Annotated in this window: 24 protein-coding genes, 2 tRNA genes and 2 pseudogenes; 13 read left to right on the top strand and 15 right to left on the bottom strand. The window is 55.9% G+C overall.

Features of this window, described 5'->3' with window-relative positions; translation table 11 throughout:
* Position 1 precedes the first annotated feature (1 nt).
* The 3 genes from ACK4FZ_RS09150 to apbC form a co-directional block, all read right to left on the bottom strand.
* Positions 2 to 211 (bottom strand): hypothetical protein, encoded by a 210-nt coding sequence (locus ACK4FZ_RS09150; RefSeq protein ID WP_409820076.1) that lies wholly within the window; start codon positions 209 to 211, stop codon positions 2 to 4.
* 212 nt (positions 212 to 423) lie between these two features.
* Positions 424 to 1,212, bottom strand: coding sequence for a glutamate racemase (murI, locus tag ACK4FZ_RS09145; RefSeq protein WP_409820073.1), 789 nt, complete (start codon positions 1,210 to 1,212; stop codon positions 424 to 426).
* 8 nt (positions 1,213 to 1,220) lie between these two features.
* The gene (gene apbC, locus ACK4FZ_RS09140) at positions 1,221 to 2,366 is read right to left on the bottom strand and encodes an iron-sulfur cluster carrier protein ApbC (protein ID WP_409820070.1); all 1,146 of its coding nucleotides are present in this window, start codon (positions 2,364 to 2,366) and stop codon (positions 1,221 to 1,223) included.
* 283 nt (positions 2,367 to 2,649) lie between these two features.
* On the opposite strand from apbC, the gene ACK4FZ_RS09135 reads away from it, so the two are divergent.
* The 5 genes from ACK4FZ_RS09135 to ACK4FZ_RS09115 all read left to right on the top strand — a co-directional run bounded on the left by ACK4FZ_RS09135 (position 2,650) and on the right by ACK4FZ_RS09115 (position 6,971).
* Positions 2,650 to 3,897, top strand: coding sequence for an MFS transporter (locus ACK4FZ_RS09135; RefSeq protein ID WP_144371837.1), 1,248 nt, complete (start codon positions 2,650 to 2,652; stop codon positions 3,895 to 3,897).
* A gap of 119 nt (positions 3,898 to 4,016) precedes the next feature.
* Positions 4,017 to 6,077 (top strand): methionine--tRNA ligase, encoded by a 2,061-nt coding sequence (gene metG, locus ACK4FZ_RS09130; protein ID WP_144371836.1) that lies wholly within the window; start codon positions 4,017 to 4,019, stop codon positions 6,075 to 6,077.
* Between the two features lie 352 nt (positions 6,078 to 6,429).
* Positions 6,430 to 6,615 carry a hypothetical protein gene (locus tag ACK4FZ_RS09125; protein ID WP_409820066.1) on the top strand — a complete coding sequence of 62 codons (186 nt, stop codon included), beginning with the start codon at positions 6,430 to 6,432 and terminating at the stop codon, positions 6,613 to 6,615.
* 55 nt (positions 6,616 to 6,670) lie between these two features.
* Positions 6,671 to 6,747 (top strand) — tRNA-Met (locus ACK4FZ_RS09120).
* 147 nt (positions 6,748 to 6,894) lie between these two features.
* Positions 6,895 to 6,971, top strand: a tRNA-Met gene (locus tag ACK4FZ_RS09115).
* A 370-nt stretch (positions 6,972 to 7,341) separates the two neighbouring features.
* Here ACK4FZ_RS09115 and ACK4FZ_RS09110 read toward each other — a convergent pair.
* A complete protein-coding gene (locus ACK4FZ_RS09110) occupies positions 7,342 to 7,551 on the bottom strand; it encodes a helix-turn-helix domain-containing protein (protein WP_409820418.1) in 210 nt (69 codons plus the stop codon).
* Positions 7,552 to 7,949: 398 nt separating this feature from the next.
* Here ACK4FZ_RS09110 and ACK4FZ_RS09105 point away from each other — a divergent pair, with 398 nt between their 5' ends.
* The 7 genes and pseudogenes from ACK4FZ_RS09105 to ACK4FZ_RS09075 form a co-directional block, all read left to right on the top strand.
* Positions 7,950 to 9,161 carry an Arm DNA-binding domain-containing protein gene (locus ACK4FZ_RS09105; RefSeq protein WP_409820063.1) on the top strand — a complete coding sequence of 404 codons (1,212 nt, stop codon included), beginning with the start codon at positions 7,950 to 7,952 and terminating at the stop codon, positions 9,159 to 9,161.
* Positions 9,162 to 9,192: 31 nt separating this feature from the next.
* On the top strand, positions 9,193 to 9,453 hold the full coding sequence (locus ACK4FZ_RS09100) for a hypothetical protein (protein ID WP_409820060.1): 261 nt from the start codon (positions 9,193 to 9,195) through the stop codon (positions 9,451 to 9,453).
* A 186-nt stretch (positions 9,454 to 9,639) separates the two neighbouring features.
* Positions 9,640 to 10,595, top strand: a pseudogene (locus ACK4FZ_RS09095) (IS3 family transposase).
* Between the two features lie 48 nt (positions 10,596 to 10,643).
* On the top strand, positions 10,644 to 10,958 hold the full coding sequence (locus ACK4FZ_RS09090) for a transposase (RefSeq protein WP_409820057.1): 315 nt from the start codon (positions 10,644 to 10,646) through the stop codon (positions 10,956 to 10,958).
* A 41-nt stretch (positions 10,959 to 10,999) separates the two neighbouring features.
* A complete protein-coding gene (locus ACK4FZ_RS09085; RefSeq protein WP_409820055.1) occupies positions 11,000 to 11,776 on the top strand; it encodes an IS3 family transposase in 777 nt (258 codons plus the stop codon).
* Position 11,777: 1 nt separating this feature from the next.
* A complete protein-coding gene (locus tag ACK4FZ_RS09080; RefSeq protein WP_409820415.1) occupies positions 11,778 to 11,969 on the top strand; it encodes an integrase core domain-containing protein in 192 nt (63 codons plus the stop codon).
* Between the two features lie 25 nt (positions 11,970 to 11,994).
* Positions 11,995 to 12,243: pseudogene (locus tag ACK4FZ_RS09075) on the top strand (tyrosine-type recombinase/integrase); the annotation flags it as partial.
* Positions 12,244 to 12,388: 145 nt separating this feature from the next.
* Here ACK4FZ_RS09075 and ACK4FZ_RS09070 read toward each other — a convergent pair.
* The 7 genes from ACK4FZ_RS09070 to ACK4FZ_RS09040 all read right to left on the bottom strand — a co-directional run bounded on the left by ACK4FZ_RS09070 (position 12,389) and on the right by ACK4FZ_RS09040 (position 18,118).
* Positions 12,389 to 13,408, bottom strand: a complete 1,020-nt coding sequence (locus ACK4FZ_RS09070) for an alcohol dehydrogenase (RefSeq protein WP_409820053.1) — start codon at positions 13,406 to 13,408, stop codon at positions 12,389 to 12,391.
* A complete protein-coding gene (locus tag ACK4FZ_RS09065; RefSeq protein ID WP_409820050.1) occupies positions 13,405 to 14,553 on the bottom strand; it encodes a flavin monoamine oxidase family protein in 1,149 nt (382 codons plus the stop codon). The genes ACK4FZ_RS09070 and ACK4FZ_RS09065 overlap by 4 nt, the downstream gene beginning before the upstream one ends.
* Before the next feature lie 2 nt (positions 14,554 to 14,555).
* Positions 14,556 to 15,224, bottom strand: a complete 669-nt coding sequence (locus tag ACK4FZ_RS09060; RefSeq protein WP_409820048.1) for a cupin domain-containing protein — start codon at positions 15,222 to 15,224, stop codon at positions 14,556 to 14,558.
* Between the two features lie 68 nt (positions 15,225 to 15,292).
* Entirely contained in the window at positions 15,293 to 15,637 is a 345-nt protein-coding gene (locus ACK4FZ_RS09055; RefSeq protein ID WP_409820046.1) for a carboxymuconolactone decarboxylase family protein, read from the bottom strand.
* Between the two features lie 56 nt (positions 15,638 to 15,693).
* The gene (locus ACK4FZ_RS09050; RefSeq protein ID WP_409820043.1) at positions 15,694 to 15,981 is read right to left on the bottom strand and encodes a hypothetical protein; all 288 of its coding nucleotides are present in this window, start codon (positions 15,979 to 15,981) and stop codon (positions 15,694 to 15,696) included.
* A gap of 35 nt (positions 15,982 to 16,016) precedes the next feature.
* Positions 16,017 to 17,240 (bottom strand): MFS transporter, encoded by a 1,224-nt coding sequence (locus ACK4FZ_RS09045; protein WP_409820041.1) that lies wholly within the window; start codon positions 17,238 to 17,240, stop codon positions 16,017 to 16,019.
* 104 nt (positions 17,241 to 17,344) lie between these two features.
* A complete protein-coding gene (locus ACK4FZ_RS09040; protein WP_409820039.1) occupies positions 17,345 to 18,118 on the bottom strand; it encodes an SDR family NAD(P)-dependent oxidoreductase in 774 nt (257 codons plus the stop codon).
* Between the two features lie 180 nt (positions 18,119 to 18,298).
* Here ACK4FZ_RS09040 and gcvA point away from each other — a divergent pair, with 180 nt between their 5' ends.
* Positions 18,299 to 19,210: a transcriptional regulator GcvA gene (gene gcvA, locus ACK4FZ_RS09035; RefSeq protein WP_409820037.1), complete on the top strand. Its 912-nt coding sequence runs from the start codon at positions 18,299 to 18,301 to the stop codon at positions 19,208 to 19,210.
* A 194-nt stretch (positions 19,211 to 19,404) separates the two neighbouring features.
* On the opposite strand, the gene ACK4FZ_RS09030 is transcribed toward gcvA, so the two are convergent.
* From ACK4FZ_RS09030 to ACK4FZ_RS09015, 4 genes are all read right to left on the bottom strand, one after another.
* Entirely contained in the window at positions 19,405 to 22,518 is a 3,114-nt protein-coding gene (locus ACK4FZ_RS09030; RefSeq protein ID WP_409820035.1) for a tyrosine-type recombinase/integrase, read from the bottom strand.
* 22 nt (positions 22,519 to 22,540) lie between these two features.
* Positions 22,541 to 25,102 (bottom strand): hypothetical protein, encoded by a 2,562-nt coding sequence (locus ACK4FZ_RS09025; protein WP_409820032.1) that lies wholly within the window; start codon positions 25,100 to 25,102, stop codon positions 22,541 to 22,543.
* Entirely contained in the window at positions 25,089 to 25,679 is a 591-nt protein-coding gene (locus ACK4FZ_RS09020) for a hypothetical protein (protein ID WP_409820030.1), read from the bottom strand. Before ACK4FZ_RS09020 ends, ACK4FZ_RS09025 begins: the two co-directional genes overlap by 14 nt.
* Positions 25,680 to 26,216: 537 nt before the next feature.
* Positions 26,217 to 26,354 (bottom strand): IS3 family transposase (locus ACK4FZ_RS09015; protein WP_409820412.1); only part of this gene is annotated, 138 nt, incomplete at its 5' end.

The following is a 26,354-nucleotide window of genomic DNA, read 5'->3' as shown; positions in this document are numbered from 1 at the left end:
TCTAGGTCGCTTTTGATAGGCGCTCTTGTACCCGTAACTGGGCAGCCATACGATCTACTCTTGCCAGATCGGCGATGTCGCCCAGCGTTGCCAAGCTGTCTTCCAGCCGGGCGATAGCCTGTTTATGTTCTTCGATTGCTTTGAGCATGGCAGTGGCTTGGTGGTAAGTGTCTTGTTCCCGCAGTGCGGTGATCCAGCTCAGATTACCCATCGCTTGTTCCTCCTGCCTGGTGTGGCCTCCAGCTAATACAGCCTTGCTGTGTGCTGCTCCATGATGGGTTTATCGGAGGCGGGCGACGAAACCTTAGTTTTATTTTGGTCAGTTTTATTGCATGACATGGTGCTTGCCAGGGCTGCGTGGCGAGTAGAAACGACAAACCCGGCACGGGCCGGGTTTGGAAAGGCAGGGCAGGCGGTGCGGGGTCAGCCGGGCAGGTCGATGTACTCGACGCCGACGTTGGTACCCAGCGTGTGCTGCAGGAAGTGCGCCATGCTAGGGGGCTGGCCGGTGCTGACAAAGCGGTAGCGGGCGTTATCGCTGTCTTCGGTGGCAATGCCGTGCTGCTGCATCAGGCGCAGCGTCTGGCGGATCACCGCGTCGGTGGGGTCGATCAGGTCGATGTGGGCCGGCAGCAGCTGGCGCATCAGCGGTGCCAGAAACGGGTAGTGGGTACAGCCCAGCACCACGTGGTCCACGCCGTGCTCCAGCAGCGGGGCGAGGGCGCGGCCCACCACGGCGCGGCTGCGCTCGCTGTCCAGTTCCCCACTTTCCACCAACTCGACAAAGCCCTTGCCGGCCTGCGGCACTACTAGCGTGTCGCCGGCAAACTGCGCCACCAGTTGGCGGAACTTGTCGCCCTGCAAGGTGGCGTGGGTGGCCAGCACGCCGACGCGGCCGCTCTGGCTGGCCAGTACCGCCGGCTTGATGGCCGGCTCCATGCCGACGATGGGCAGCTGCGGGTAGCGCTCGCGCAGATGGCGCGCGGCGGCACTGGTGGCGGTATTGCAGGCAATCAGCAGCAGCTGGGCGCCTTGCTGCAGCAACCAGGCGGTGATGGCTTCGGCGCGGGCGATGATCTCCGCCTGGCTGCGTTCACCGTACGGGCAGTAGCCCTGGTCGGCCAGGTACACCACGTCCTGTTGTGGCAGGGCGTGGCGCAGCTGGCGCCAGACCGACAGGCCGCCAAGGCCGGAATCGAACATGCCGATCATGGGGCGTCCTAGTTGTTCTGCACCACGATCTTGGGCATTTTGCTGGAGAAGTCGCGCGCTTTCTCGCCTACTTTGACCGCCACGCGGCGGGCAATCTGCTGGTAGCGGGCGGCCAGCTTGCCGTCCGGCTCGGCCACCACGGTGGGTTTGCCTTCGTCGGTAGACAGGCGGATGGCCAGGTCCAGCGGCAGCGAGCCCAGCACGTCCACGCCGTACTGGGCGCTCATCTTGTCGGCGCCGCCGTGGCCGAAGATGTGCTCTTCGTGGCCGCACTGGCTGCATACGTGCATGGCCATGTTTTCCACGATGCCGAGGATGGGCACGCCCACCTTCTCGAACATCTTCAGGCCTTTCTTGGCGTCGATCAGCGCGATGTCCTGCGGGGTAGTCACCACGATGGCGCCGGTCACCGGCACCTTCTGCGACAGCGTCAGCTGCACGTCACCGGTGCCCGGCGGCATGTCGATCACCAGGTAGTCCAGGTTGTCCCACAGCGTGTCGTTCAGCAGCTGCTGCAGCGCCTGACTTACCATCGGGCCGCGCCACACCATGGCCTGGTCGTCGTCTACCAGGTAGCCGATGGACATGGTTTGCAGGCCGTGCCCCAGCAGCGGCTTCAGCTTGCCGTCCACTAGCTCGGGCTTCTGGCCTTGCAGGCCCATCATCAGCGGTTGCGACGGGCCGTAGATATCGGCGTCCAGAATGCCGACACGGGCACCTTCGGCCGCCAGCGCCAGTGCCAGGTTGGCCGCAGTGGTGGATTTGCCGACGCCGCCTTTGCCGGACGACACCGCAATCACGTTTTTCACGCCGGGCAGCAGCGGCACGCCGCGCTGGGCGGTGTGGCTGGTGATCTGGCTGCTGACGGTCACTTCTACCGGGCGGCCGTCGGCAAACGGTGCCAGCGCGTCGGTAAACAGCGTGCGCAGTTCGGCAAAACGGCTTTGCGCCGGGTAGGGCAGGGTGACGCTAAGCGCCAGCCGGCTGCTGTCGTTGCAGGTCAGGCTCAGGCCCTTGCGGTAGGGCTTGCCGGTGTCCGGGTCGATCAGGCTGCCAAGGGCGGCCAGGATGTCTGCGTCGCTGTGTGCCATATTGCTTGTCCGTGGGGTGTCGCTGGCGGTACCGCCAAACAGTTTGCCAAGTCGGGAAAACATATCGTGTGCCTGGGTAGGGTATTTCCGACTATTTTAATCGGGATTGCCGCGTCGCGGGAGGGGCGGCGGTCATGCAGGCTGCACTGCGCGCTGCGTGTGACGGCAGGCCGGCAGCCGGCATTTATCGTGGCAAATGATAGCCCAAAGCACCCGCTGTCGCCCATGCTTGCGGCCCGTGGCGGGCGGGGCTGGTCTAAGTGGCTGATTTCGCGTAGAATCCCTACCCTTTTTTCCCGTGTGGCGGGGTGGCTTTTGGCCCTGTCATGGTTTTTGAGGTGTTCTTTTGTCTGCCAATAACAAGATTTCCCGCCTGTCGTTTGCCACCTTGCTGTTTCCGCTGGCCCTGGTGCTGTTCGAATTTGCCGTCTACATCGCCAACGACATGGCGCAGCCGGCCATGCTGCAGGTTACCCGCGAGTTCGGCGTGGACGCCGGCTGGGTGCCGCTGTCGATGACCTTTTTCTTGCTGGGCGGTGCCGCGCTGTCGTGGCTGACCGGCCCGCTGTCCGACCGTTACGGCCGCCGTCCGGTGCTGCTGGGCGGGGTGGTGTTCTTTATCGTGAGCTGCCTGGCCACCTATCTGGTGAGCAGCATCGAAGCCTATATGGCGCTGCGCGTGCTGCAGGGCATGGGCCTGTGCTTCATCAACGCCGTCGGCTACGCCGCGGTACAGGAAGCCTACGCCGAGAAAACCGCGGTGCGCGTTACCGCGCTGATGGCTAACGTGGCGCTGATCGCGCCGATGGTAGGCCCGCTGGCCGGCGCCGCGCTGGTGGAAGTGGCGCCGTGGCGCAGCTGCTTCCTGTTCATTGCGGCCTGCGCGCTGCTGGCGCTGCTGGGCCTGTGGTGGAAAATGCCGGAGACGGTACGCCCTGCGGCCAACCCGCGCCCGCTGTCCAGCATGGGCGGCGACTACCTGCAGCTGCTGCGTGACCGCCGCTTCGTGCTGTCGGTGCTGTGCATCCCGCTGCTGGCGCTACCGCTGATGGGCTGGATTGCGCTGTCGCCAGTGCTGCTGGTGGAAGACCTGGGCATGAGCACGCTGGCCTACGGCCTGTGGCAGCTGCCGGTATTTGGTGGCCTGGTGGCTGGCAACCTGCTGCTGGCGGCCCGTGCCGAGGCCTGGCCGCTGGGCCGCTCGGTGCTGCTGGGCATGTGGCCGGTGGTGGGCGGCCTGGTGCTGATGCTGGCTGGCGTGCTGTATGGTCAGCAACAGCACGTGTTTCTGGTACTGGGCATGACCCTGATGGCGGTAGGCGAGGGCATGTCTTTCGGCGTGCTGTACCGTTTTGCGCTGATGAGCAGCAGCCTGCCCAAGGGTGTGGTGTCTGCCGGCATGAGCATGTTGTGCATGGCCGGTTACGGTATCGGCATCGAGCTGTTCCGCTGGGCCTATATCGCCGGCAGCATGACCGGTTTTGCCCTGCTGTCGGTGCTGACCGCGCTGGTGTTCGTGTGGCTGGCGCGCCCGCAAGTGGCGGTGGCGATGGCCGAGCGCGACGACCCGGACCTGCTGCCGCAGTCGGCCTGATCGGCCAGCCTGCCGCCCCAGGTGGCACAAATACAGAAGGTTGGCCGCGATGACTGTCGCGGCCAACCTTTGTCGTTATAATCGACGATTTACCGAATCCTTTCACTGGACGCTTCTCCATGACCAAACGCAAGATTCTGGTGACCAGTGCACTGCCTTACGCCAACGCGGGGCTGCACCTTGGCCACATGCTCGAACAGATCCAAACCGACATCTGGGTGCGCTTCCAGAAGATGCGCGGCCACGAGTGCTACTACGTGTGCGCCGATGACACCCACGGCGCGCCCATCATGCTGGCAGCCGAGAAGCGCGGCATTACCCCCGAGCAGCTGATCGCCGAAGTGGAAGCGCTGCACGTGGCCGATTCGCAGGGCTTCCTGATCGGCCACGACAGCTACTACAGCACCAACAGCCCGGAAAACAAGGAACTGGCGCAGCAGATGTACCGCGCGCTGCGTGCCGACAACAAGATTACCTCGCGTACCATCGAGCAGCTGTTCGACCCGGAAAAGCAGATGTTCCTGCCGGACCGCTTCGTGAAGGGCGAATGCCCGAAATGCAGCGCCAAAGACCAGTACGGCGACAACTGTGAAGTGTGCGGCGCCACCTACAACCCCACCGAACTGAAGAACCCGTACTCGGCGGTGTCCGGCGCCACGCCGGTGCTGAAAACCTCCGAGCACTACTTCTTCCGCCTGGGCGAGTGCGCCGACTTCCTGCGCGACTGGACCAGCGGCAACACCACCCGCGCCGACGGCGTGGTACAGCCGCACCTGCAGCCGGAATCGCTGAACAAGATGAACGAGTGGATCGGCGGCGGCCTGCAGGACTGGGACATCAGCCGTGACGCACCGTACTTCGGCTTCGAGATTCCCGACGCGCCGGGCAAGTACTTCTACGTGTGGCTGGATGCGCCGATCGGCTACATGGCCAGCTTCAAGAAGCTGTGCGCACAGCTGAACCTGGACTTCGACGCCTGGTTCAAGCCTGACACCGACACCGAGATGTACCACTTCATCGGCAAGGACATCCTGTACTTCCACGCGCTGTTCTGGCCCGCCACGCTGAAGTTCTCCGGCATGCGTGCGCCCACCGGCGTGTTCGCCCACGGTTTCCTCACCGTGGACGGCCAGAAGATGTCCAAGTCGCGCGGCACCTTCATCACCGCCAAGAGCTACCTGGAATGCGGCCTGAACCCGGAATGGATGCGTTACTACATTGCCGGCAAGCTCAACAGCCGCATCGAAGACATCGACCTGAACCTGGGTGACTTCGTGGCCCGCGTCAATTCCGACGTGGTAGGCAAGTACGTCAACATCGCCAGCCGCGCCGCCGGCTTCATTACCAAGCGCTTTGGCGGCAAGCTGGCCGACAGCGTGCAGGATGAAACCCGCCTGCTGGGCAATATCGCCGCCGAGGCCGACAACATCGCCGCTGCCTTCGAAGCGCGCGAGTACGCCAAGGCGCTGCGCGAGATCATGGGCATTGCCGACGTGGTGAATGCCTACGTTGATGCCAACAAGCCGTGGGAGCTGGCCAAGCAGGAAGGGCAGGAAGCGCGCCTGCACGAAGTGTGCACCGTGCTGATCAACGCCTTCCGCCTGCTCACCATCTACCTGAAGCCGGTACTGCCGAAAGTAGCGCAAGACGTGGAGGCCTTCCTCGACGTGGCGCCGCTGCAGTGGACCGACGCCCAGCAGCCGCTGCTGGGTCACACCATCAAGCCGTACCAGCACCTGATGCAACGCGTCGACCCGGTGCTGGTGGACAAACTCATCGAAGCGAACAAACAGACCATGGAAGCACAAGCACCGGCCGCTGCGGCCAACTACGAGCCGCTGGCCGACACCATCAAGATCGACGACTTTGCCAAGCTGGACCTGCGCGTAGGCAAGGTACTGGCCTGCAACTTCGTGGAAGGCTCCGACAAGCTGCTGCAGTTCACCGTCGACCTGGGCTTTGAACAGCGCAATATCTTCTCCGGTATCCGTTCCGCCTACCAGGAACCGGAAAAGCTGGTAGGCCGCAAGGTGATCGTGGTGGCCAACCTGGCCGAACGCAAGATGCGCTTTGGCGTATCGCAAGGCATGATCGTCTGCGCCTCCGGCAATGACGACAGCAGCGGCCTGTTCCTGCTGGACGCTGACGACGGCGCACAACCGGGCATGCGCGTAGGCTAAGCCTGCGCGTGTAGTCGCCTATTGCCAACGCCCTGCATTGCGGGGCGTTTTCTTTTGTCCGTTAACGCGCTTTGCGCTGTGCTCACTGCTTTGCCACCCGCCAAGTAGCTGAATCTGCAGGCAGAATGTGGTTTTTGTATGGTGGCTGTTGTCACTGTGGGTTGTTTGCGGCGCAGAGAGGGTGGTTGTCATCAGCGTTTCATCTGTACTGATTACGCTTGCCGTGACCAGCTAGGGAACTGCGTAGTCCTACTGATGGTCAATGTCGATAACACCCTGTAAGGTGTGATGTGTTTAAAAGCGTTTTATCAAATGATTGTTGATAACAAGAATGACAAAAGAAGGAAATACGATGCGTATCAACCAACTGGAGCCAGGCCACAGCATCCTGGAAATTACCGATAACGGCGAAGAGCTGAGATTCGAAGTAGTTAACGTGCGTGCCGTTGGCCGTCGCTACGAAGTCACCATGCGAACCCCTGCTGGTGTGGAGAGTGTGATGTATCCTGCCAATGCCTACGTGCAGACCGCAGCGTGATGACAATAAAAGCTTGACGCGGCAGCGCGGCGAATGTATAGTTCGTTCTCTCTGTCGCGGGATGGAGCAGTCTGGTAGCTCGTCGGGCTCATAACCCGAAGGTCGTAGGTTCGAATCCTGCTCCCGCAACCAAGTTTTCGAAAAAGCCAATCGAAAGATTGGCTTTTTCATTTGCTAGCACCTGCTGGTGCAGGTAGGGCTAGCGTAAAGTAATTTGATAATTGCAGTAAATTAAGCTTGACACTGCTATAGATACTGTATATTATTCACTTCATCAGACGCGGGATGGAGCAGTCTGGTAGCTCGTCGGGCTCATAACCCGAAGGTCGTAGGTTCGAATCCTGCTCCCGCAACCAAACACAAACCCCTGATTCAATTGAAAAATTGGATCAGGGGTTTTGCGTTTTCCCTCCTCTGTTTTGGGCACAGACCGGCTTCTGTGCCCATTTCTGTGCCTAAGCCGTGCCCACAGCACATCCCTGATGAGGTTTTTTTGACCTTTGGGCTGAATGGGCACGCTGTTTTGTCGTGACCTTTGGGATTTCGGCGCGTTTTGTGCCCTCTGGGCACAGGGTGGGCACAAAGATCAAGTGCCTGAAATTTCCCTCAAATACCAATAGATCACCTTTGTGTCGTCCTAGAGCCTTGAAATGGCAGGTAGTCCTTAAGCTGGCCGGCGATCCATTGGCTGGATTTGTACTGTGTTTGCTCAGCATCCCAGTGTAGTCAGGGAGTCGTATTTTCACCCTTGGGCACAGGATTGGGATTGAACTCGAAGATATCGCTTACTTGGCAGTGAAAGTATGCGCATAAGGCATCAAGAACATCTAGCTCAACTCTTTCAGCTGTCTCGTGGTAGAGCCTGGTCAGCGTACCTCGGTTTAGACCAGTCTCTCTTGCTACATCACTGATCTTGAGGCGACGCTCTCCCATCATGCGAGACAGGTGGCATTTAATCATGTCTTTCTCCAGGTAATAATGATCTACTGAAGGTCAAAAAGTGTTGCAAAAGGTCTTTTTGCGTGCATAATGATCTCTAGAAGGTCAAATTCTCCGCTTGAGGAGAAAAATGATCTTCTGAGTTTACATGCACCTAAGGAATGACACTATGAGTTCTACTTACATTACGACCGAAGAGCTGGCTTCTCGTATCCACTACGACCCTCGTACCATCCGTAACAAGCTAGTCGACCACTGCTTGCTTGAGGGTAAGCACTATGTTCGACCCTTTGGTAGAAGGAAGTACCTTTTCATCTGGGAGGCAATTGAAGCAGATCTGCTTCGGAATCACTCAGACTCGATTGCCATGCCTATGGCAGAGTAGGGGGATGGTTATGGGCGTTGTACGAGCACGTAAAGAAACAGGTTTACTGTTTTTGGATTTCAGATGGAATGGGAAACGGTGCCGAGAGCAAACAGAACTGAAAGATACTGCAGCAAACAGGAGAAAGCTTGAGCGCATGTTGCTGCAGATAGAGTCCGAGATCCAGCTGGGCCGATTTCGCTATGAAGCCTTTTTCCCCGAGAGGCATGCTACTGAAGAGCCTGTATCTAAACCACTTATCGAGCAACAGCCGATCGTGGATCCCAAGATACTGCGAACGCCATTGTTGAAAGACTTCCTTGAGGAGTGGCTGGCAGAGACCAGCATAGGGTGGCGTCGCTCTTATCTGGTAACGATCAGGGGGAATGTTGACAAGTATTATCTGCCAGCGTTCGGAAATGTCCGGGTCGGGGCTATCACCCGAGCAGATTTGCTTAAATTCCGGTCTTCACTCGCCAAAGTATCCGGCCGGAATGGTAACGCAACGCTATCTGCCAACCGTATCAACAAGATCATGGATCCGCTGAGACGCATTTTCGAGGAAGCCGCCGACCGTTACGACTTTACCACGCCTTATGTACGCATCAAACCGTTGAAGGTGCCAAAGTCTGATGTGCAGCCGTTCACTTTGCAAGAGGTCAAGCTGATCATTGACAGCGTGCGGCCTGATTTTCGCAACTACTACACTGTGAGGTTCTTTACGGGGATGCGAACAGGGGAGATCGATGGCCTGAAGTGGAAGTATGTGGATTTTGATCGCCGCCAGATATTGGTGAGAGAAACGGTCGTCTACGGTGAAGATGACTACACCAAAACCGATGCTTCCCAGCGTGATATTGCAATGAGTCAGCCTGTTTACGATGCGCTCCAGAAGCAGTATCGAGCAACTGGTGCCATGTCAGAATACGTATTCTGCAACCTGCAAGGGCTGCCTATCGAGCATAACAACGTTACCAAGCGTGTCTGGTACCCGTTGCTCAGCGTCTTGGGCTTGGAGCGACGGCGCCCATACCAGACCAGGCATACGGCAGCTACGCTCTGGTTGGCGGCAGGGGAGGCACCAGAGTGGATTGCAAGACAGATGGGGCATGCGAACACAGAGATGTTGTTCAAGGTTTACTCGCGCTACGTACCAAACCTGACTCGCCGTGATGGGTCTGCATTCGAGCAGCTGCTTAAAGCAGCCCAAATCCAGAAGGGGGGCGAGAATGCAACGGTTTAACTCGGAGCTGGCTTTGCGGCATACGTGGGCCATGCTGGAAATTGGCTTGTATCTGCGCGAGCTTGGTGCCAATAAGCAGATTCCGCATGATGTACGTCAGCACGCACTGAGGCTTGCCCAAGACTATCCACGAGTTACTGAGATTCTCATCCTGGCAAAGCGTGATCATGGCCATAAGGGGGAGAGAAGCCTGCTGTCTAATGTGGAGAAAGATTTGTTAGTTGGCGAGCGATACCGCTTATTGGTTAGTGCATTGAAAGCGGAAGCACAGTCCCAGCCAATGGGGCGCTGAGTGTATGTGTTATAGCCGCTACTGGGCTAAGCTTGGTAGCGGCATTTTTGCCTACTCAGGGCTGTGTGCTCTGCAATGCACCCCTACCTTAGGGCATGCAGGTCTTGTTGGGGACTGCCCGACGTCCACCCCATCTTGAGTAGCACGTGACTTTAGCGTCCAATCCACCATGACAAGGAGTTGGACATGAAGAAACGATTCACCGAAGAACAGATCATTGGCTTCCTGCGCGAAGCAGAAGCCGGCATGCCAGTAGCCGAGCTGTGCCGCAAGCATGCCTTCTCGGAAGCCAGCTACTACCTCTGGCGCAGCAAGTTTGGCGGCATGAATGTCTCGGAGGCCAAGCGTCTCAAAGAGCTGGAAGCCGAGAACGCTCGGCTGAAGAAGCTCCTGGCCGAGACGATGCTCGAGAACGAGATCACCAAGGAAGCCCTCCGAAAGAAGTGGTGAGCGCACCGTCACGGAGGGAGCTGGTGCGCCACTTGATGGGCAAGGGGCTGAGTGAACGCCGCTCGTTGCGGGTGGCGGGCATGAGCCCCAGCGCTTTCCGCTACCAGCCGCGCCCAGACCGTAATGCCTCGCTCAAGGAAAAAATCATCACCCTGGCGCAGCGCCACCGGCGCTACGGGGCCAGCATGATTTACCTGAAACTGCGGCAGGAAGGCATACAGGTCAATCACAAGCGCGTGGATCGGCTCTATGCCGAGGCGGGTTTGCAAATTCGTCGGCGCAATCGCAAGAAAGTGCCGGTAGCAGACCGTCATCCGCTGGTACGGCCGATGGCGGCCAACCAGGTTTGGTCGATGGACTTCGTGTTCGACCGGACAGCAGAGGGGCGTGCTATCAAGAGCCTGACTATCCTTGATGACGCTACACACGAAGCGGTGGCCATTGTGCCGGAACGGGCGATGAGCGGCATGCACCTGACGCGCGTTCTCGACCAGTTGGCGCAGACACGAGGCTTGCCCAAAGCGATCAGGACGGATAACGGCAAGGAGTTCTGCAGCCGGGCGATGTTGGATTGGGCGCACACTCGGGGTGTTCAGCTGTTCCACATTGAGCCGGGCAAGCTGAATCAGAACGCTTACATCGAATCGTTTAACGGGCGCTTCCGGGACGAATGCCTGAACGAACACTTGTAATGACCCACTAAAAACCTGCACAGGTCATAATTCACACAGGAGCATGTGATGAGTATGACCATGGAAGACGACATCAAACGCTGGACCGCCAAGCGCAAAGCCGCGCTGGTGATGGAGATCATTAAAGGCAAGAGCACGGTAGCCGAAGCCTCTCGCGCCTTCGACCTGACCCCCTCCGAGATCGAAACCTGGGTCGATGAGGCCAAGCGCGGCATGGAAAACGCCCTGCGTGCCAAGCCGATGGACATCCGCGAGCAGTACGAAAAACAGCTCAAAGAACTGCAGGAAGCCTACGGTGAAGCCATGCTGGAGCTACGCGCCCGAAAAAAGCTGCAGTCTCTGCTGGGCGAGGACGACAAGTAGTCCATCTCGTCCGGCAGGGACTGGCAAACGACGGCATTCAGGTGCCCATCAGCAAACTGTGCCGCTGGTTCGACGTGCCGCGTCGCACGCTGTACTACCGCCCGCAAAAGGCCGCACCCAAGCTGCAACCGCAACTGGTCGAGCCGATCAAGGAGATGATTGAAGAGAATCCTTCATTCGGCTACCGCACCGTGGCAGGCCTACTGGGCATGAACAAAAACACTGTGCAGCGCATCTTTCAGCTCAAAGGCTGGCAGGTGAAGAAGCGTCCGGTCGGCTTCCGCCCACGAGTGCAAGCTCTGCCATCGGTGGCGGCCGAGCCTAACCAACGCTGGGCCACCGATCTATGCCGCATTTGGGCTGGCAAGGATGGCTGGTGCCACTTGGCGTTGGTGATCGACTGCTGCACCCGCGAATTGCTGGGCTGGCATCTGTCACGCAGTGGCAAGTCCAAAACAGCCGAATCGGCGCTGGAACATGCGCTAATCAACGGCTTTAGCTGCCTGGGCCGGGTGCCGCAACGCTTCCTGCTGCGCAGCGACAACGGCTTGGTGTTCACCAGCCGCAGCTACACCGCGCTGGTGAAAAGCTACGGCTTGCAGCAGGAGTTCATCACGCCGTACACGCCGGAGCAGAACGGGATGGTGGAGCGGGTGATCCGCACCTTGAAAGAGCAGTGCGCGCACCGGCACCGCTTTGAAAGCCTGGCGCACGCTAGTCGGGTGATTGCCGACTGGATCGGGTTCTACAACCACCGGCGCCCGCACCAAGCTTTGGGGATGAAGACGCCGGCGATGGCGTATCAATTAGTAGCCTGATCTGTGCAGAAAGGGCTGGGTCATTACACACTGGTTCACCAGTCTGCACCATGCTCAGATCGTGATCGAAGCCTGGCGAAGGGAATACAACAACGAAAGGCCGAAGAAAGCGCTGGGTGGTTTGACGCCAGCGGCCTACGCCAAATTACTGGCGGAGAAATCAGGTAAATTAGCCTCGGACTCTAAAGCGTAGTGCTACTGAGACTGGGGGGACGTCGTCTCCACACCTATCGACTCGCCAATACGCACGGATCGTGCATAGGTGGGTCTCGACAGCAGGTCTAGACTCATCCATCTATGGCACACACTCATTACGTCGGACCAAGGCAACACTGATCTACAAAAAGACCAAAAATCTGCGTGCTGTACAAATCTTACTTGGTCACACCAAGCTGGAGAGCACCGTTCGGTATCTGGGTATCGAGGTCGATGATGCTTTGGAAATTTCAGAGCAGATTGAAATCTAGTTAACCACAAGGAAGTTGGCAGCGAACGGTCGCTGCCAACAGTGCCCTCATCGGCCAAAGCGGACGATCAGCAGTGAAAAGGTAGTACCGAGTTTGCAGGGCGGTTTGGGCAAACTCGGACTAGCCTCTACAGACTTGATATCGGCTATTTATCAGTCATGGTAAGCACCATCCGGAACTTGATATCCCCTTTCAGCAGCCGTTGGTATGCTTCGTTAGCTTGTGCCAGATGCATTGTTTCAATTTGCGGACGGATGTCGGTAAGCACGCTGAAACCGAGCGTTTTCTCATTGTCATAGGGAGTGCCGGTCAGGGAGCCTTGTACGCTACGCTCGCCACCTACCATATAGCCAGAAGACAGCGACAAGGATGCTGGGCCAGCACCTAATAGCATGAGCCGACCATGCGCTGTCAACCCTGTCGCAACATGGCTTACCGTGGCCATATCCGGAATAGTGCTGACTATCGCTACCGCCCCGCCAAGCAGTTTGAGCCGTGAGGGTGCATCCTGCTCATTGGTATCAATGTAGTCATGTGCTCCCAGCTGACGTGCCGCTTCTGCTAAGTCTGTACCACGGCCAATAGCGATCACCTTGAAGCCCATTTTTCTGGCGTACTGCACTGCCATATGCCCCAAACCTCCAAGACCAAGGATCGCCACTAGATCACCGGCTTCTGCCCCGCATTTTTTCAGCGCGTTGAACGTGGCAAGCCCCGCGCACAGTATGGGCGCTGCCTCGATAGCGTCCAGCTCGTCCGGAATGGCCACCAGCCCGGTAGAACGCGCCAGCATCATTTCCGCGTAACCCCCATCACAACTGGCGCCGACAACCTGCTGGTTCTGGCATAACTGGAACTGCCCTCTACGGCACGATTCGCACGCGTTGCAATGGCCACCCAAGCGCCCCACGCCGACTCTTTGACCCAGCCCCCAGATCGCAGGAGTACCGCTACCTATGGCAATAATGCGACCAACGACCTCATGCCCAGGTACGCGCTGGCGGGAAGGTTCTGCGTTCTGGATGTCACGCAGATCTGCACCACACATGCCACAGGCCTCAACCTGGATCAACACCTCGCCAGGCCCAGGGACGGGAATGTCACGGTTGACCAACTCCAGCACCCCCGGCCGGCTTATTTGTATTGCGCGATACGTCTTTTTCATGGGTTCAGCACCTGTAGTTCTAACCCGGCCCTTTCGCCGGATCTAGCCAGCCACGCATCTACTCCGTTGCCAGCAGCCTCAATCGCCCCGGCAACGTAGCCAGGGTAGCTCGGCGACCATTCACTCGCGATGCCAGTGATTCGATGCTTCCAGAGACCAGTATCCACATCTGCAGGAGGTGCTGCTGCATGCTGTGGCACTGAGTGAAGATCCGCTGCGGTGGCGGTGTAATCGTCCAGAGCCCAATCCTGAATGAATTCTGCAAGTGGGTGAGCGGCCTGTGGCCCGAAGATACGGGCCAGTTGCTGACGGCAACGCTGCTTTAGCTCGGCCACTGGTATCGCTTGACGCGACATTGCTGGCCATTGAAAAAAGCCGAATAGTGCAGCACTGCCTTCGGGCATCGATGCATCATGAATTTCGCCTAATGGGCCAACCATACTACGGGCTTCGCCGGATAGCCCTGCCGTATGCCAGAACGGTTGGGCATAAACGGCCACATACTTAGCGTGCGGCGCCATCCAGGTGGCTGTCGCTTGCCATTGCGCCATTTGCGGCGTAGGCAGCGACGGAGAGAAGCTTAGATTGCTCACTGCCAACCTGGGCGGGATAGCGAGCAGTACATGCTCTGCTTGCCAGCAGATTGCGCCGGTATCTGTGCGGCAATCCATCACGATATGATCTTGCTGCAGGCTGATCGACCGGACAACATGCCCTGTGTGGCGACGAGTAGCATCCAGCTTATCCGCCAGCGCGGTAACGAGCGCCGCCATACCGCCAAGCAGTCGCATCGATGTTGGCACATTGCGGAACCCTCGCCGACGAATGGGCGCATCGCGTGGCGAGTGCTCCACCATCATGTCACCGTCTTCCACCTGCTCAAACCGAACCAATCCCAACTCACGCACTAGCCTGTCCAACTGGGGTTGATAGTCTGGCCAAAACCAAGAAGGGCCAAGATCGACACGATCCGCAGTGTGTTCCGCATCGAGCGCACCGTTTACTATAGGGGACAGAATCCGGCCTCCCAAACGCTGACGCGCCTCCAGCAGTACATAGTCAGTGATACCGTTCTGCTCCAGTAGCCAAGCTGCATACAGGCCACTCAGGCCGCCACCTACGATGGCGATACGTGTTTTTTGCATGATCAGCGTCCTGCTTGCGGGTAGTCGGAAAAACCGGATTTGACATACAGGGTGGCGCCAGCTGCACCTGCCTGTAACGGTGGCGTATCGCCGGCAGGCAGCCGCATCCAGGTTCCCTTGGCATAAACCTGCCCGGTGATTGCCAGCTGTCCACCAAGCAGCAGTAACTCTGTGCGTCGGTCTGTTCGAAATGGCAGCAAGTCGCCAGGCGCCAGCTTCATCAATACCACCTGCTCGGTCTCGCTGGAAAAGAGCGGGCAGATGGCCAAGCTGTCCTGCCTGTGCCAGTTGGCCGCATCCGCAGTATTGATGCGTACCCGCTGGCACTCTGCTGACGACATTTGCCACAGCTTGACGAAGATTGTTGCACCTTGCGCACTGCCAGGCTGATGGGCAGAGCCTGGCGGATTGCGAAGGTACCAGCCGGCGGGATAGTGGCAGTTGTCTTCGCTAAATGTGCCGGATAGCACAAGTATCTCCTCACCGCCCGGATGGGCGTGCAGCGGATAACCCGTACCTGGTGCGTAGCGCACGATGCTGGTCGCACGAGCCGCTTCTCCCCCCAGACGATCTAGCATCATGCGCTCGATACCAGTTTGCTGTGAGGGTACCCAGGTGTAGTCATGTGTTTGCACAATGGCACGAAGGGAGAAATCGTCATTCACTAACATAAGCAGTTTCCACGCTTGCTGAAGGTCAGCTGCCAGCGGGAATGACGCTGGCAGCGAGGCCTTATGACTTAGCCGTTTGCCAGTTGCGCATGGGCTTCCAGCACGCGAGCAGAGTAAACCAATGCAGGGCCGGCATTCAGGGCAATAGCCACACCCAGCGCCTCCGAAATCTCCTCCAGGGTGGCGCCATGTTCGACCGCTTTCTTGGTATGGATGGAAATACAGCCATCACAGCGAGTCGTTACCGCTACGGCGAGAGCAATCAGTTCGTGCATTTTCGGCTCAAGATGACCGCTCTTGGCTGCTGCGTTTTCAATTGTCGCCAGGCCTTTAAGTACATCGGGGCTTTGTTTGGCGTAGTCACCGACACGCGCCAGCAGGGCACTGCGGTACTGATTCCAGTCTTGCATCATGATCATGTTTCCAGTGTGGTTGGGGGGGGAGCCAGGAGGAGGCAAAAAATTGTGTTTTAAAACTCAGCTTGCTGATAGAGCCGGATATCGGGCGCGGCGGCCAGCAGCGGTGTCAGTGCGCTTACGACATCCTTGTTAAACAGCTCGCTTTGCAGGTAGTGCTGGGCATGTTCTGCGGTGTCAAAGCCGTGCAGTAGTTGCACATCTTCATCGCGTAACAGTAAATTTTTTGAGAGCGCACCTTGGATAGAAGACAGGAATGGCTCCCGGTATTGCAGGAAGACGTTGGCTGCGGCAAGACGATTGGCCGCGGTGATATTCAGGGTGATTTGCAGGTAAACCACGAGTAAGCTCCAGAATGAAATGACCGATAACGCGATCAGGCTGTAAATGCACGCTGACGCACCGAGAAGACAGCCAGGGCCAGTCCAGCCAGCGACAGTGGAATGAATGACAACCAGAGTACGGTTTGCCAGCCATAGCTGGTCAGCAGACCGCCTGATATCAAAGAACCGACAGCTACCATTCCAAAAACAATGAAGTCGTTGAATGACTGTACCTTGGCCTTTTCTGCAGGCTGATGGCACTGCAACACCAAGCTGGAGGCACCGATGAAAGCCAGATTCCAGCCCAGTCCCAGCAGAATCAAGGTGAGCCAGAAGTGCAGAACATCCACACCAGTCAAACCAATGGCGGCTGACAAGCCCGTCAGCAACAGACCGATAGCCACGATGCGTTTGGCACCAAAGCGTGCAATCCACTTACCGGTAAAGAAGCTAGGCGCATACATGGCAATCACATGCCACTGGATGCCAAGGTTGGCCGCGTCCTGCGGTAAGCCACAAAAACGCATGGCCAGCGGTGCTGCTGTCATCAGGAAATTCATCAGCAGATAGGACACGACTCCACAGGTCACTGCGGCAATAAAGCCGGGGTCTCGGGCGATGAGACGGATAGGTCGACCACCATCGCCCTGTTCCAAGGAGGTCGGTGGTAGTCGTACACCTGCCAGCATGACGGCGGACACTGCCGCAACGGCTGCTTGAGCAAGGAAGGTGGCGGCAAACGGGTAGTGAGCCAACTTCCCCATAGTGAGCGACACCAGTTGCGGTCCGATAATGCCAGCCAGAATGCCGCCCGCCATGACAATAGACAGTGCCTGTGATCGTTTGGCGGGTGCGACACAATCCGCTGCAGCGAAGCGGAAAGACAGTACGACAGCAGCGTAGGCACCACCCAAGAATGTGGCACAGCAATACAACCAAAATGCGCCCTTTACCATCGCCAAAGCACTTAGCAAACCCGCCAAGACACCACAACCGGTGCCCACGAGAAATGTCGTACGTCTACCTTGTCGCCGGGTTAACCAACCGGCAGGCAGCGCACACAGCGCCATCCCCACCACAAACACGGAAACAGGTAAGGTAGCCAGAAGTTGGTTGGGTGCCAGCAAATTACCCACGATGGCACCAATGGTGTACACCACCACGGAGTTGGCACCCGCAAAAGCTTGGGCTAGTGTGAGCCGGATCAGATTGTTCCTGGCATTGGGAGGCGACACCGGTATCGGATGCTGGTGATTAACACGCGTGGCGGAAGTCATCTGTGATTCAACTTTCTAAAGCGGATGTGGCATGTCCCCCAGCAAGGGGCTAGGTGCGTCGCTATTGCATTGGCCGGCACATTGGTGCCGGCCAAAAATACCGATCAGTTACGGCCAGCCATCACACCACCGTCCACATCCCAGTTGGCGCCAGTGACCCAGCCCGCTTTGTCCGACAGCAGGAAAGCAACCACGTCTGCTACATCTTGTGGCGTCCCCACACGACCAATTGGATGGAAACCGTTGAAGCCCTGCAGTGCCGTGTGGACTTCATCTTTCGGGATAAAGCCCTCGTAGATCGGGGTTTGCACCACGGCGGGCGAGACGGCATTGACGCGAATATGGTGTGGCGCCAGCTCCATAGCCAGGTGCTGGGTCAGCGAGTGCAAACCGGCCTTTGCCATCGAGTAAGCGGAAGACGGTGTCGCCGCAATGGCCTGCTTGGCCCACATGGAGCCGATATTGACAATGGCACCAGGCTGCTGACGTGCCACTAAGTTGGCCGCAACTTTCTGGGTAATGAAGAAGAATGCTTTATTCAGCTTCATGTACTGGTCGTAATCGGAGGACTCGTGCGCCAGGAACGGTTTCGGGAAGAACACGCCCGCAGCGTTGACCAGCAAATCGATATCGGCATGCTCGGTATCCAAACGCTGCAGCAGTTCGGCTACGGCGGCATCACTCGACAGGTCGGCGGTCAGTGCCCAGACCTGCCCCAGCGCGGACAATGCCTGACGGGCCTCTTCAGTCTTGGCGGGGCGGTTGCCCACGATCACCGCACTACCGCCTGCTGCCAGTACGGTACGGGCAGTTTCCAGACCCATGCCGCTGGTGCCACCGACAACTAACAGTTTTTTACCTTTGAATTCCTGACTCATTTCACACTCCCAAAAGCTAGAAGAAAAACTGTCTCGAAGTCGTAGCTGCTACGCACCGACCAGACAGGTTGTTCAAGCGCCTAAATTGTTAAGCTCTTGCTTGGTGTGTATTTTTATGTGATTGCTCGTCATGTACAAACGAGATAATCTGCGCCATAAGAAAAGAAAATCTTTAGCGGAATGAAAGCACCCGTCCATCTCAATGCTTTGCGCGCATTTGAAGCCAGCGCACGCCACCAGAGCTTTTCAGCTGCCGCAGAAGAGCTCAATGTGACCCCCGCCGCCGTCGGACAGCTGGTACGCACGCTGGAAGACTGGCTGGGCACCCCGCTATTTCACCGCGGTAGTAGCGGACGAGCCAGGCTCATCGTCACGGATGCCGCTGAACGTGCGTTACCAGACATTCGGGCAGGATTCGATCGACTTGGCATTGGCATGACGCTACTGCAGCAGGCATCTACCGGCGGGGTGCTGACCGTTACCATCAGCCCGGCGTTTGCGGCCAAATGGTTGCTACCGCGTATTGATCGCTTCCAGGCCCTTTGCCCAGAAACAGATGTGCGGCTGGATACTAGTCTGAAGCCAGTGGACTTCGCCGCCCAAGGCATAGACATTGGCGTTCGCTACGGTAGTGGTCACTGGCCTGGGCTAGTGGCTGAGAAACTCATGGATGAGGAGGTGTTTCCTGTCTGCGCACCAAGCGTTCTGCAGCGCGTAGGGCGTGAGCCCGGGCTGGGGGTGTTTGCCGGAGAAACGCTGATTCATGACCAATCAATGGAGGAGCGTGCCGGTTTACCGTCTTGGGACACTTGGATGTTGCATGCAGGCATTGCCGCCGGCAGCAGTAACAGAGCATTGAAGATCAATAACTCGGCAGCGGTACTCCAAGCTGCGATTGATGGCCACGGGATCGCTCTGGCTCGTAGTGTCATGGCACGGGATGACCTGATGGCTGGGCGGCTTGTCAGGTTGTTTCCCAACATTACCCTGGACTCGCCACTGGCTTACTACGTGGTGTATCGGAACGAGAGTGCATCTTTACCCAAATTGGTTCGGTTCCGGGATTGGCTGCTAGCTGAAGCAAGAACATAAGCAATGTGGCAGCCATTGAATTACACCTGCTTCTCTAGATACTTTAATAGCTGCAATCAATACGGAAGCGGACGTCGAGAGTCTGGCTGTGACTGACCGCTTTGGCCGAAAACCGGTCATCATAGATAGACCGAAATCCTCGTAAATGCCGCTACTCGCGATGAGAGAGTAGGAGCTTCGGGTTGTAGCTGGTTTCATACCTTTACTGTTTGGCTGATGCACGCAACAAGCAGTGCAAAGTAGAGCCCATGACTGGATTTTCCTGTTTGTGGATTGGTCAGTGATATCTGACCTGCGCTTCGCCGATACTGCACACCTGCTGGTGATGTGGGCAGTTGGATGTGCGGAGCGAGTTTACTGATCAAATGCTTTAACCCGTCATGACGCCGTGGCTTGTCGTCAAGCTCTTCCCATCGGATCCTGTTATTCCAAGTCCGATACTGGGTGGCAAAGTACCGCAGCCCCTCTAGATACTCGCTGGTGTTTTCGCTCATTAACAAACGTTGAATTGACAGGTAGTAGCGTTGCGCTGACTCTAGCTCTTTGCGACTACGTGGGACTACCGGGAGGTGTCGTAGTTGGCCAAATGAGGTAGGTTGTTGACGAACCAGCGTCTTGCCCCCTTTTTTGCCTTTGCGTTCAAAAAGCTTTTGGAGCTTGGCTAGCTGCGGTGGCAGGCTGTCAGGTGACAGATAGAAAATTTTCGCTAATTCGGAAACGGCAACGCCTTGGCGCCATAGTGATAAAAAGCTACACCACTCATCAAAATCAAAATTCTCTAGGCTGCGAGGTGCGCTGTGAACATCCATCATCTGCAGATCTACCTGGTCAGGTCTGTGCCACTGCTTTTTTCCTGAGTCTCGAGATTGATCTTGCAAGCCAAGTAACGCTGGTACCCAGCCCATCAAATGTCCGTAGCGGCTATTGCGCTGACGTACATTCTCATCGCTGATCCCAAGCAGGTCTGCAACATAGCGTGCTGGTTCGATGTGAGCCACGAACTGTCTGGCAAAGCCGAGGCCATTGCGTTGGTGTGCAAAGCTATGCGCCCACATCTGGTTTTTCAAAAGATGGTCCAGGTTATGCACGTAGTGACAGAGTGTTGTGCCTGGACTGGCATGTCCAATCCACTCGGCGATTGCGAACAAGCCTTTACGACTGAGTTCGCTCTGTGGAGATATATGCGCAACGAGTCGTGGCAAAGAGCTATCAGTGTTGGTAGATGCAAGCCAGTGCGTTGGCAGGGTGAGTGGCGTGTCCTGCCCAGTAAAAAGTTGAACCAGATGCGTGGCAAATGAGTGGCGCAGATGGTGATAGCGCATCTTATGATCGCCGGTAACCTGGCGCATGAGGTAGTGCAGTGCCGGTTGAACCCTTTCTAAATCAACAGGGCGAGTATTCGTTGCCATGTCGGCAAACAAGTAGCAACCACGTTGAATACCCGAACGCCTGCGTTGTTGCTGATGGTAATCCAGGAGCTCCGCCAACTCGTGATTGGCCAATAGCAGGCCCAGCGGCAATTGCCGCTTGGCGTTATCAGTTTTTAGGCTGCTGAACGGATTGCGTCTTACCAGCAGTGTCGCATGCAGTCTTCCGAGTTCGCAGGTTGTAGAGTCGATTATCGCCAATGTCCCGCGATAGTGGACATCTTCCAGCCTTAGCCCCCTTGCTTCGCTGATACGCAGACCGCAGCGAAAGCCAAGGATCAGCAAGATCAGCTGCATATGGCGGTATGGATCGTCTTTGGCTCCTAGCAGAGCCGAGTAGAGACATTGATATTCTTCTTCCAGCAGGATGTGGGCATCTGCTTGTGGTGACTCGTTTTGTCCTTCAAGCGAGAAGTACAAACTGGGCCAGCCGGCAAGCTGGACCATGTGCAGGTGATAGCGGCGTAATTGTTTCGCTTTCTGCGAGCGTGTGTGCGGGTTGGTTACCTGCTCCAGGATAGCTTCGTAAACGGCCTCGAAGTCTGCGGCTTCCATGTCGGTAAGCATGGCCTCATCCAGTTCCGCGAGTAAGCTGCGGCCCAAGCTTGTAAGTTCCTGATATGCCGTACTACGTTTGATTTCTTTTTGGCTGTAACGGGACAGAATCCAGTCCAGAAGTCCTCCGATGACAATGCTGGTTTTGAGTGACTCATCTCTGAGAGATCGTAGCTGGTCATGAATGATTTTCCAGGACGGTGCAGGCTGGTTGGTAGGTCGATGCAGCGTCTTCTTGATGTCTTTGTAGAGCTGTTGAATCTGGGCATCCGTCGGATTGCGCGAAACATTTGCAGATATAGGGATAACCGTCTTGGCTAATGTGGGCTCAACAGACTCGGTCAGTGGCGGTGATTTCTTTTCAAGAACGCGCTGCCAGCACGAAGTGGTCCAGGCGGTAGCACCACTCTGACCGCGACTATGCTCGATCAGGAAAGGTGGCAAGATCAGCTGCCAGTATGTGGTGGCATCGCATAACCACTGTTGGATGTTGTCGTGTAGTTGATGCCGAGCTAGGCTATGAGCGCCCGCTGTATTATTGAGATAGGCCAGAAAATCCTGCAGGCAGCCGTATACCCACCGGCGAGAACTGTCCCTGTCGTGGCAGCGCTCAACGGGCAGTGGTGGTAACTGCTTGAACAGGATGAGACTAACCGGGTCCGGAAACCAGTGCCGAGGTGCACGTTTAACTTGAACGTACTCAGGCATGTCATTTGTAAAAAGCTCGAACCAGACCTGCTCTTGCCAGCGCTTTACTTTGTCTTGGCAAAATGGCAGCTGTAACAAAGCCGCACTATCCAGCAGGCCGCCAAGGGTGACGCTGCTGAAGAAGAAACGTCCCCAGTACAGTTTTATCGCAACTTGTTCTCTCGCTGACCCACACCATGTTGGCTGCAGTGTCGCCAAGAAAAGCTCGAGCTGCTTACGGAATATGGGCAAGGTGGAGATCGCTTGCGGGGTAAGCGGGTTGCTAATGGCAGGCAAGGTAATGATCTGCGGTGGAAGGACCACACTCCAGTTCAAGGCTTGCTGCCCATTCAGTAAACCCCGCCGAAGAAAAGACCGCAGTTTTTTGATGTGTCTGGTTTGATCCGCCTCCCGCGATTGCCACTGTTCAAGGGTAAGCAGCAAATCTTGGGTGAATGATAAATCTGGTAAACCTGTCCTTGAGCCAGGGAGAAGTTGATCCAGCTGGTCCAGCAGATCGCGCTCTGCGCGCATTAATTGTTTACGACGATTTTGCTCCCGTTTCTTATGCCCATGAACGTCAGTTTTTACTCCGGTAGTACTCAACGGCCAGCCTGCCCAAATCGCTTTGTCGCTCATCTGGAGGATTTCCTTTGGATGATTAGCAGCCACGCAGTCCAAACTGGACTGACCAACCGCAGGCTTGACTGATTTTTTCAAGGTAAGGCTGTAGCACCATACCGATCTGAAAAGGGCTGATCATCGAGTAACGCTGGTAGGGCTCTTCACCCCGCTCCCAGTGTCCCATGAAGTAGTCAATGTGCTCTCCTGGTGCACCCAGTGCACTTAGCTTGCTTCGCAAATAGTGCCGGTCGATGTTGACTGGTAGCTCAGTCGGGTTGACCTCTGCAAGCGTGCTGGGGGAAACATTGCGCACGCGTAGCTGTGGGCTCAGAAAAAACAGAAAAGGCATAACTTGGGTTGTGCTATCCCAACGTGTATCAGGGCTGCGATAGCGCTGACAAAGAGCTCGGATATCCATTTGCAGGCTGGGCTTGATGTGTAGTTTGCTCGCCAGGCTTAGCAAATGCTCGACATACGCATGCATCTGCTCAACGAAGCTGAGCGGTAGGCAAACCAGCCTGGAGTGTCGAAAGTGGTCATCATCTTTATCACTGATGACCAGCAAGCCAGTCTGCTGATCTAGCTCACGAGGGTCGTGAAGTGGGTCACGTACTGCTCGATAGCCTGAGCAAAAACCCAGCCAGTGCGAGATGTAGGAAACCAGGGCGTTATGGATATTAATCCTGGTAGTAAGTGATGGAAATTGACGCTGTTGTGACCGGATGGCTTGCTTGAGATGGTTGCACAGTTCACGGACAAATGTATCTGACACGGCCAGCGGACTACCAATAGCTGGCGCCAGGTGGAGGGATTCAATAGGGATCTGATGTGGTGCGGTACCGTCACGGACGGTCGAGATAATCCAGCGATGCGCATGCTGAAAAACTTTAGCGAGGTAAGCAGCATCTGTGCATTGATAATGCGCAGCGACAACGGCGTGCCCAACTTCCTGTTTAGTGAGCAGGTAGACAAAAACCTGGTCACCTGCGCTCTGCAAGATTGCCTGGCGCATGACGAGAGAAACGCGAGCATCAGTCCAGCGTGTAGCATGATGACTATTGATGTATGCGAGGTAAGCCTTGATGCCCGCAGCGAAATCGGTAGTGCAGTGTTCAAAAGGACGGCGATGCGTCTTGCGCTTCTTCGTTTGTTGCCAGCTGTGAAAGAAGTTTTGCAGGATGGCAGTGGCTGTTTTGGGCAGCCTTACCATGATGCTGCTTTCCGAGGACGTAGGCCGCCCGGATAGTTCCGGGCTTTGTATCAGTGCTTGGTCGATCGGGTTCATGCCTCGCTGGCGTGAAGGTGTGCTGATGGGAATCAACAGCGTGGCTGTGTCTTGAATAAATGTTAGTAAGCTGTGTTGCGGTAAAGCATCGCCCTCAAGGCTTGGAACGACTTGTAAGGCAAGCACTTCACCAAGGGGGAGGCCGGTCCACAGTCTCAGCAGCAGGAGGGCTTGTAGCGCTGGCATGTCATCTTGCGAAACAGTTTTTAAAATGGGCTGTGGGTCACTACTTAACTGACGTACCAGCTGCTCTATTTCATACGTCGTAGGAGTGCCCCAGCTATCAGGCAGCGCTTGCGCTGTCTGGATGAGGCTGTGCAGTAGACCTCGGCTTCTTAGTCGAGCGATTTGGGTATCACGCTGTGCAAAACGTGGTGCTAACGGGTCATCAACCGCGACGGCGGACTGCGTTGTACATTCATTTGGGGATAGCCCTAGCCTCATCAGCTCCCGGGCGCTGGTATGGTCTGGGCAACTGATAAAAGTCGTAATGCGAATCGGGATACATGACTCGCTAGGGATGCCTGACTCGCTCGCCCAGTCTGGGTCTTCATGCGCTGGCAATTTGCGAATTTCACTGACTCTGTCCAGCGCCAGTTCATAGCGACCTCGCGGACTTTCTCGGCCTTCGCTATATGCACGAAAAAGTCCGCGAATTTTATCGACCCAAATCTTGCTGTTGTCATCGGCACTGGCATCTGCCAGTGCGGCAAGCACCACGTGGCATGACTGCAATGATGTTTCTGTACGTAAATCCGGAATGAGAAATGCCGGTCGTTTATTTGGCTTTTCTAAATCCCGGATCTTCAGCATACCGGTGTAGATGCAGTCTGTCGGTTGCTTTACTTCTTCCGATGCAATTAGCTGGCGATAGCCCGCAGCAGCGGCCAGCGCAATGAAATGCAGATAGCGAATCGCGGTTGTTTCGTGTGCAGGGTAACCCGGCTTGTTTGCAACGAGGGATGCATACTCGGAGTACTGTCCGATAAGGCCATGTGGACGAATGTTATCCCGCGCACTCAGGTGTTGTAACGCAGGTGGCAAGTCCGCTGGCAATGCTGCTTGGATGGTCTGCAGAAGAGATTTCCAGGCCGTGATCTGTGCCGCTTCTAGCTGGAGTTCTGGAAGCAGGGGGGATGATTGAGCTGCTTCGAGCAATGCTATCAAGTTGTCGATCACCGGCAAAAACTGTTGCAGGTTGGGGGGGGCTTTAATCCAGCCGACCAGCAATCGGAGGTCCTCAGGCTCGATATTCACCAAGTTGCATAGCTCAGCAAGGCTGTCTCTTGTGTAGAGGGAATCAAGCTTGGTCATACTTTGCAGGCACCTGTTGAACGTTTTCTTGTCCGGAGGAAATGCTTTGTCTCAAAAGAGTTAGCTTGCTCGATGTAGACAGCCTTTTTCTACCTACGTATTCGCTGATATTCAGCCATTCTCGCAATTGGATAGGCTTGGGAAGCTGCTTTTTGTATGAGTCTGGTAATGAATTTCTGATAGTCTTTAAAAAATTTTGTATTTGTAGGTTAGAGTTTTTAGTACGGCAGTTCCATAAAACCAAAGGATAAAGAGTGTCTTTTATTGCAATGTCAACTGCTTCTATTTCACTCAGAACAGAGAACTCAACTACCTCGACTTCTGAGAGACCATATGCTGACGCAAGGTTGAACGACCGAAAGCCTGCTAGCAGCTCTAATGAACTTTTGGGGTGGGGGCGCCATAGTTTTATAGTGGGAAATACTGGTTGATGGAGATCATCTGGCATAAGCCAAGTTTGGACGGGTACTGAGAAAGAAATCTGATTAAAAGCTTCCCAGATTGTGAAAATTATCTTATGTTTTGGGGGTTGAATTTTTTCAAGTGGATATGCGGATTTTATGGTATTGCATTGCATGATTTTTTAATTCCTTTAAATGTTGATTTGTCATTTTTTTCTTTCTGAGTAATTTAATCAGCTGATGCTGGTTAACGAATTCAAAAGGCAATTCCGCGCAAGAGATAGCGAAATGGCTATTCAATTGCACAGGCGAGAATTCATTACATTGTGGTAGGTGAAACAATGCAAGACATGCTTATATGATGATGTGTTTGAAAAACAAACACCACATAGCAGCAATCAGAGAACGTACCGGTGGCACGTTGAAGAGGTAGCGAACTACTCTAGGTTTTCTCTATGCCGAAGGCACGAGATATGCAGAATGCTTTGGTAGCTAAAGGTTACCAACATCCTGCAGGTCAGATATCACTGTTTAAAGGCTGTTATACCGACAGCTCGGTTCTAAAAATCGTATGACATCTTTGTTGTGATTGCAATACTGAATTCATAAATTTCAGACGTGGCTACTTGTTGCATCCCTGATGATCATATAAGCAATCGGCTATTCAAACTGAACACAGCACGAGAAGTCATGGGTGAATCGCCCCGGCTTCTCTAGACACTCCGGAGCTGTTGGAAATACTGCTTCTCGTACTCTACCGGCGATAGCCCGTTTGCGGAACCATGCCGGCGCTTCGGGTTGTAGAACATCTCGATGTAATCGAAGATGTCTCGTCGGGCTTCCTCCCGGTC

Source organism: Vogesella sp. (assembly GCF_046297735.1).
Lineage (GTDB): Bacteria > Pseudomonadota > Gammaproteobacteria > Burkholderiales > Chromobacteriaceae > Vogesella > Vogesella urethralis.
Note: the sequence above shows the minus strand (reverse complement) of the source record. Positions and strands in the feature narration are given on the sequence as shown.

Coding starts and splice junctions, on each gene's coding strand:
- ACK4FZ_RS09150 (WP_409820076.1), bottom strand. CDS start 211: ATGGGTAATCTGAGCTGGATCACCGCACTGCGGGAACAAGACACTTAC.
- ACK4FZ_RS09040 (WP_409820039.1), bottom strand. CDS start 18,118: ATGAGTCAGGAATTCAAAGGTAAAAAACTGTTAGTTGTCGGTGGCACC.
- ACK4FZ_RS09070 (WP_409820053.1), bottom strand. CDS start 13,408: ATGAAAAAGACGTATCGCGCAATACAAATAAGCCGGCCGGGGGTGCTG.
- ACK4FZ_RS09020 (WP_409820030.1), bottom strand. CDS start 25,679: ATGCAATGCAATACCATAAAATCCGCATATCCACTTGAAAAAATTCAA.
- ACK4FZ_RS09030 (WP_409820035.1), bottom strand. CDS start 22,518: ATGAGCGACAAAGCGATTTGGGCAGGCTGGCCGTTGAGTACTACCGGA.
- gcvA (WP_409820037.1), top strand. CDS start 18,299: ATGAAAGCACCCGTCCATCTCAATGCTTTGCGCGCATTTGAAGCCAGC.
- apbC (WP_409820070.1), bottom strand. CDS start 2,366: ATGTTTTCCCGACTTGGCAAACTGTTTGGCGGTACCGCCAGCGACACC.
- ACK4FZ_RS09110 (WP_409820418.1), bottom strand. CDS start 7,551: ATGATGGGAGAGCGTCGCCTCAAGATCAGTGATGTAGCAAGAGAGACT.
- ACK4FZ_RS09060 (WP_409820048.1), bottom strand. CDS start 15,224: ATGTTAGTGAATGACGATTTCTCCCTTCGTGCCATTGTGCAAACACAT.
- ACK4FZ_RS09055 (WP_409820046.1), bottom strand. CDS start 15,637: ATGATGCAAGACTGGAATCAGTACCGCAGTGCCCTGCTGGCGCGTGTC.
- ACK4FZ_RS09105 (WP_409820063.1), top strand. CDS start 7,950: ATGGGCGTTGTACGAGCACGTAAAGAAACAGGTTTACTGTTTTTGGAT.
- ACK4FZ_RS09025 (WP_409820032.1), bottom strand. CDS start 25,102: ATGACCAAGCTTGATTCCCTCTACACAAGAGACAGCCTTGCTGAGCTA.
- ACK4FZ_RS09090 (WP_409820057.1), top strand. CDS start 10,644: ATGAGTATGACCATGGAAGACGACATCAAACGCTGGACCGCCAAGCGC.
- murI (WP_409820073.1), bottom strand. CDS start 1,212: ATGATCGGCATGTTCGATTCCGGCCTTGGCGGCCTGTCGGTCTGGCGC.
- ACK4FZ_RS09125 (WP_409820066.1), top strand. CDS start 6,430: ATGCGTATCAACCAACTGGAGCCAGGCCACAGCATCCTGGAAATTACC.
- ACK4FZ_RS09045 (WP_409820041.1), bottom strand. CDS start 17,240: ATGACTTCCGCCACGCGTGTTAATCACCAGCATCCGATACCGGTGTCG.
- ACK4FZ_RS09065 (WP_409820050.1), bottom strand. CDS start 14,553: ATGCAAAAAACACGTATCGCCATCGTAGGTGGCGGCCTGAGTGGCCTG.
- ACK4FZ_RS09100 (WP_409820060.1), top strand. CDS start 9,193: ATGCTGGAAATTGGCTTGTATCTGCGCGAGCTTGGTGCCAATAAGCAG.
- metG (WP_144371836.1), top strand. CDS start 4,017: ATGACCAAACGCAAGATTCTGGTGACCAGTGCACTGCCTTACGCCAAC.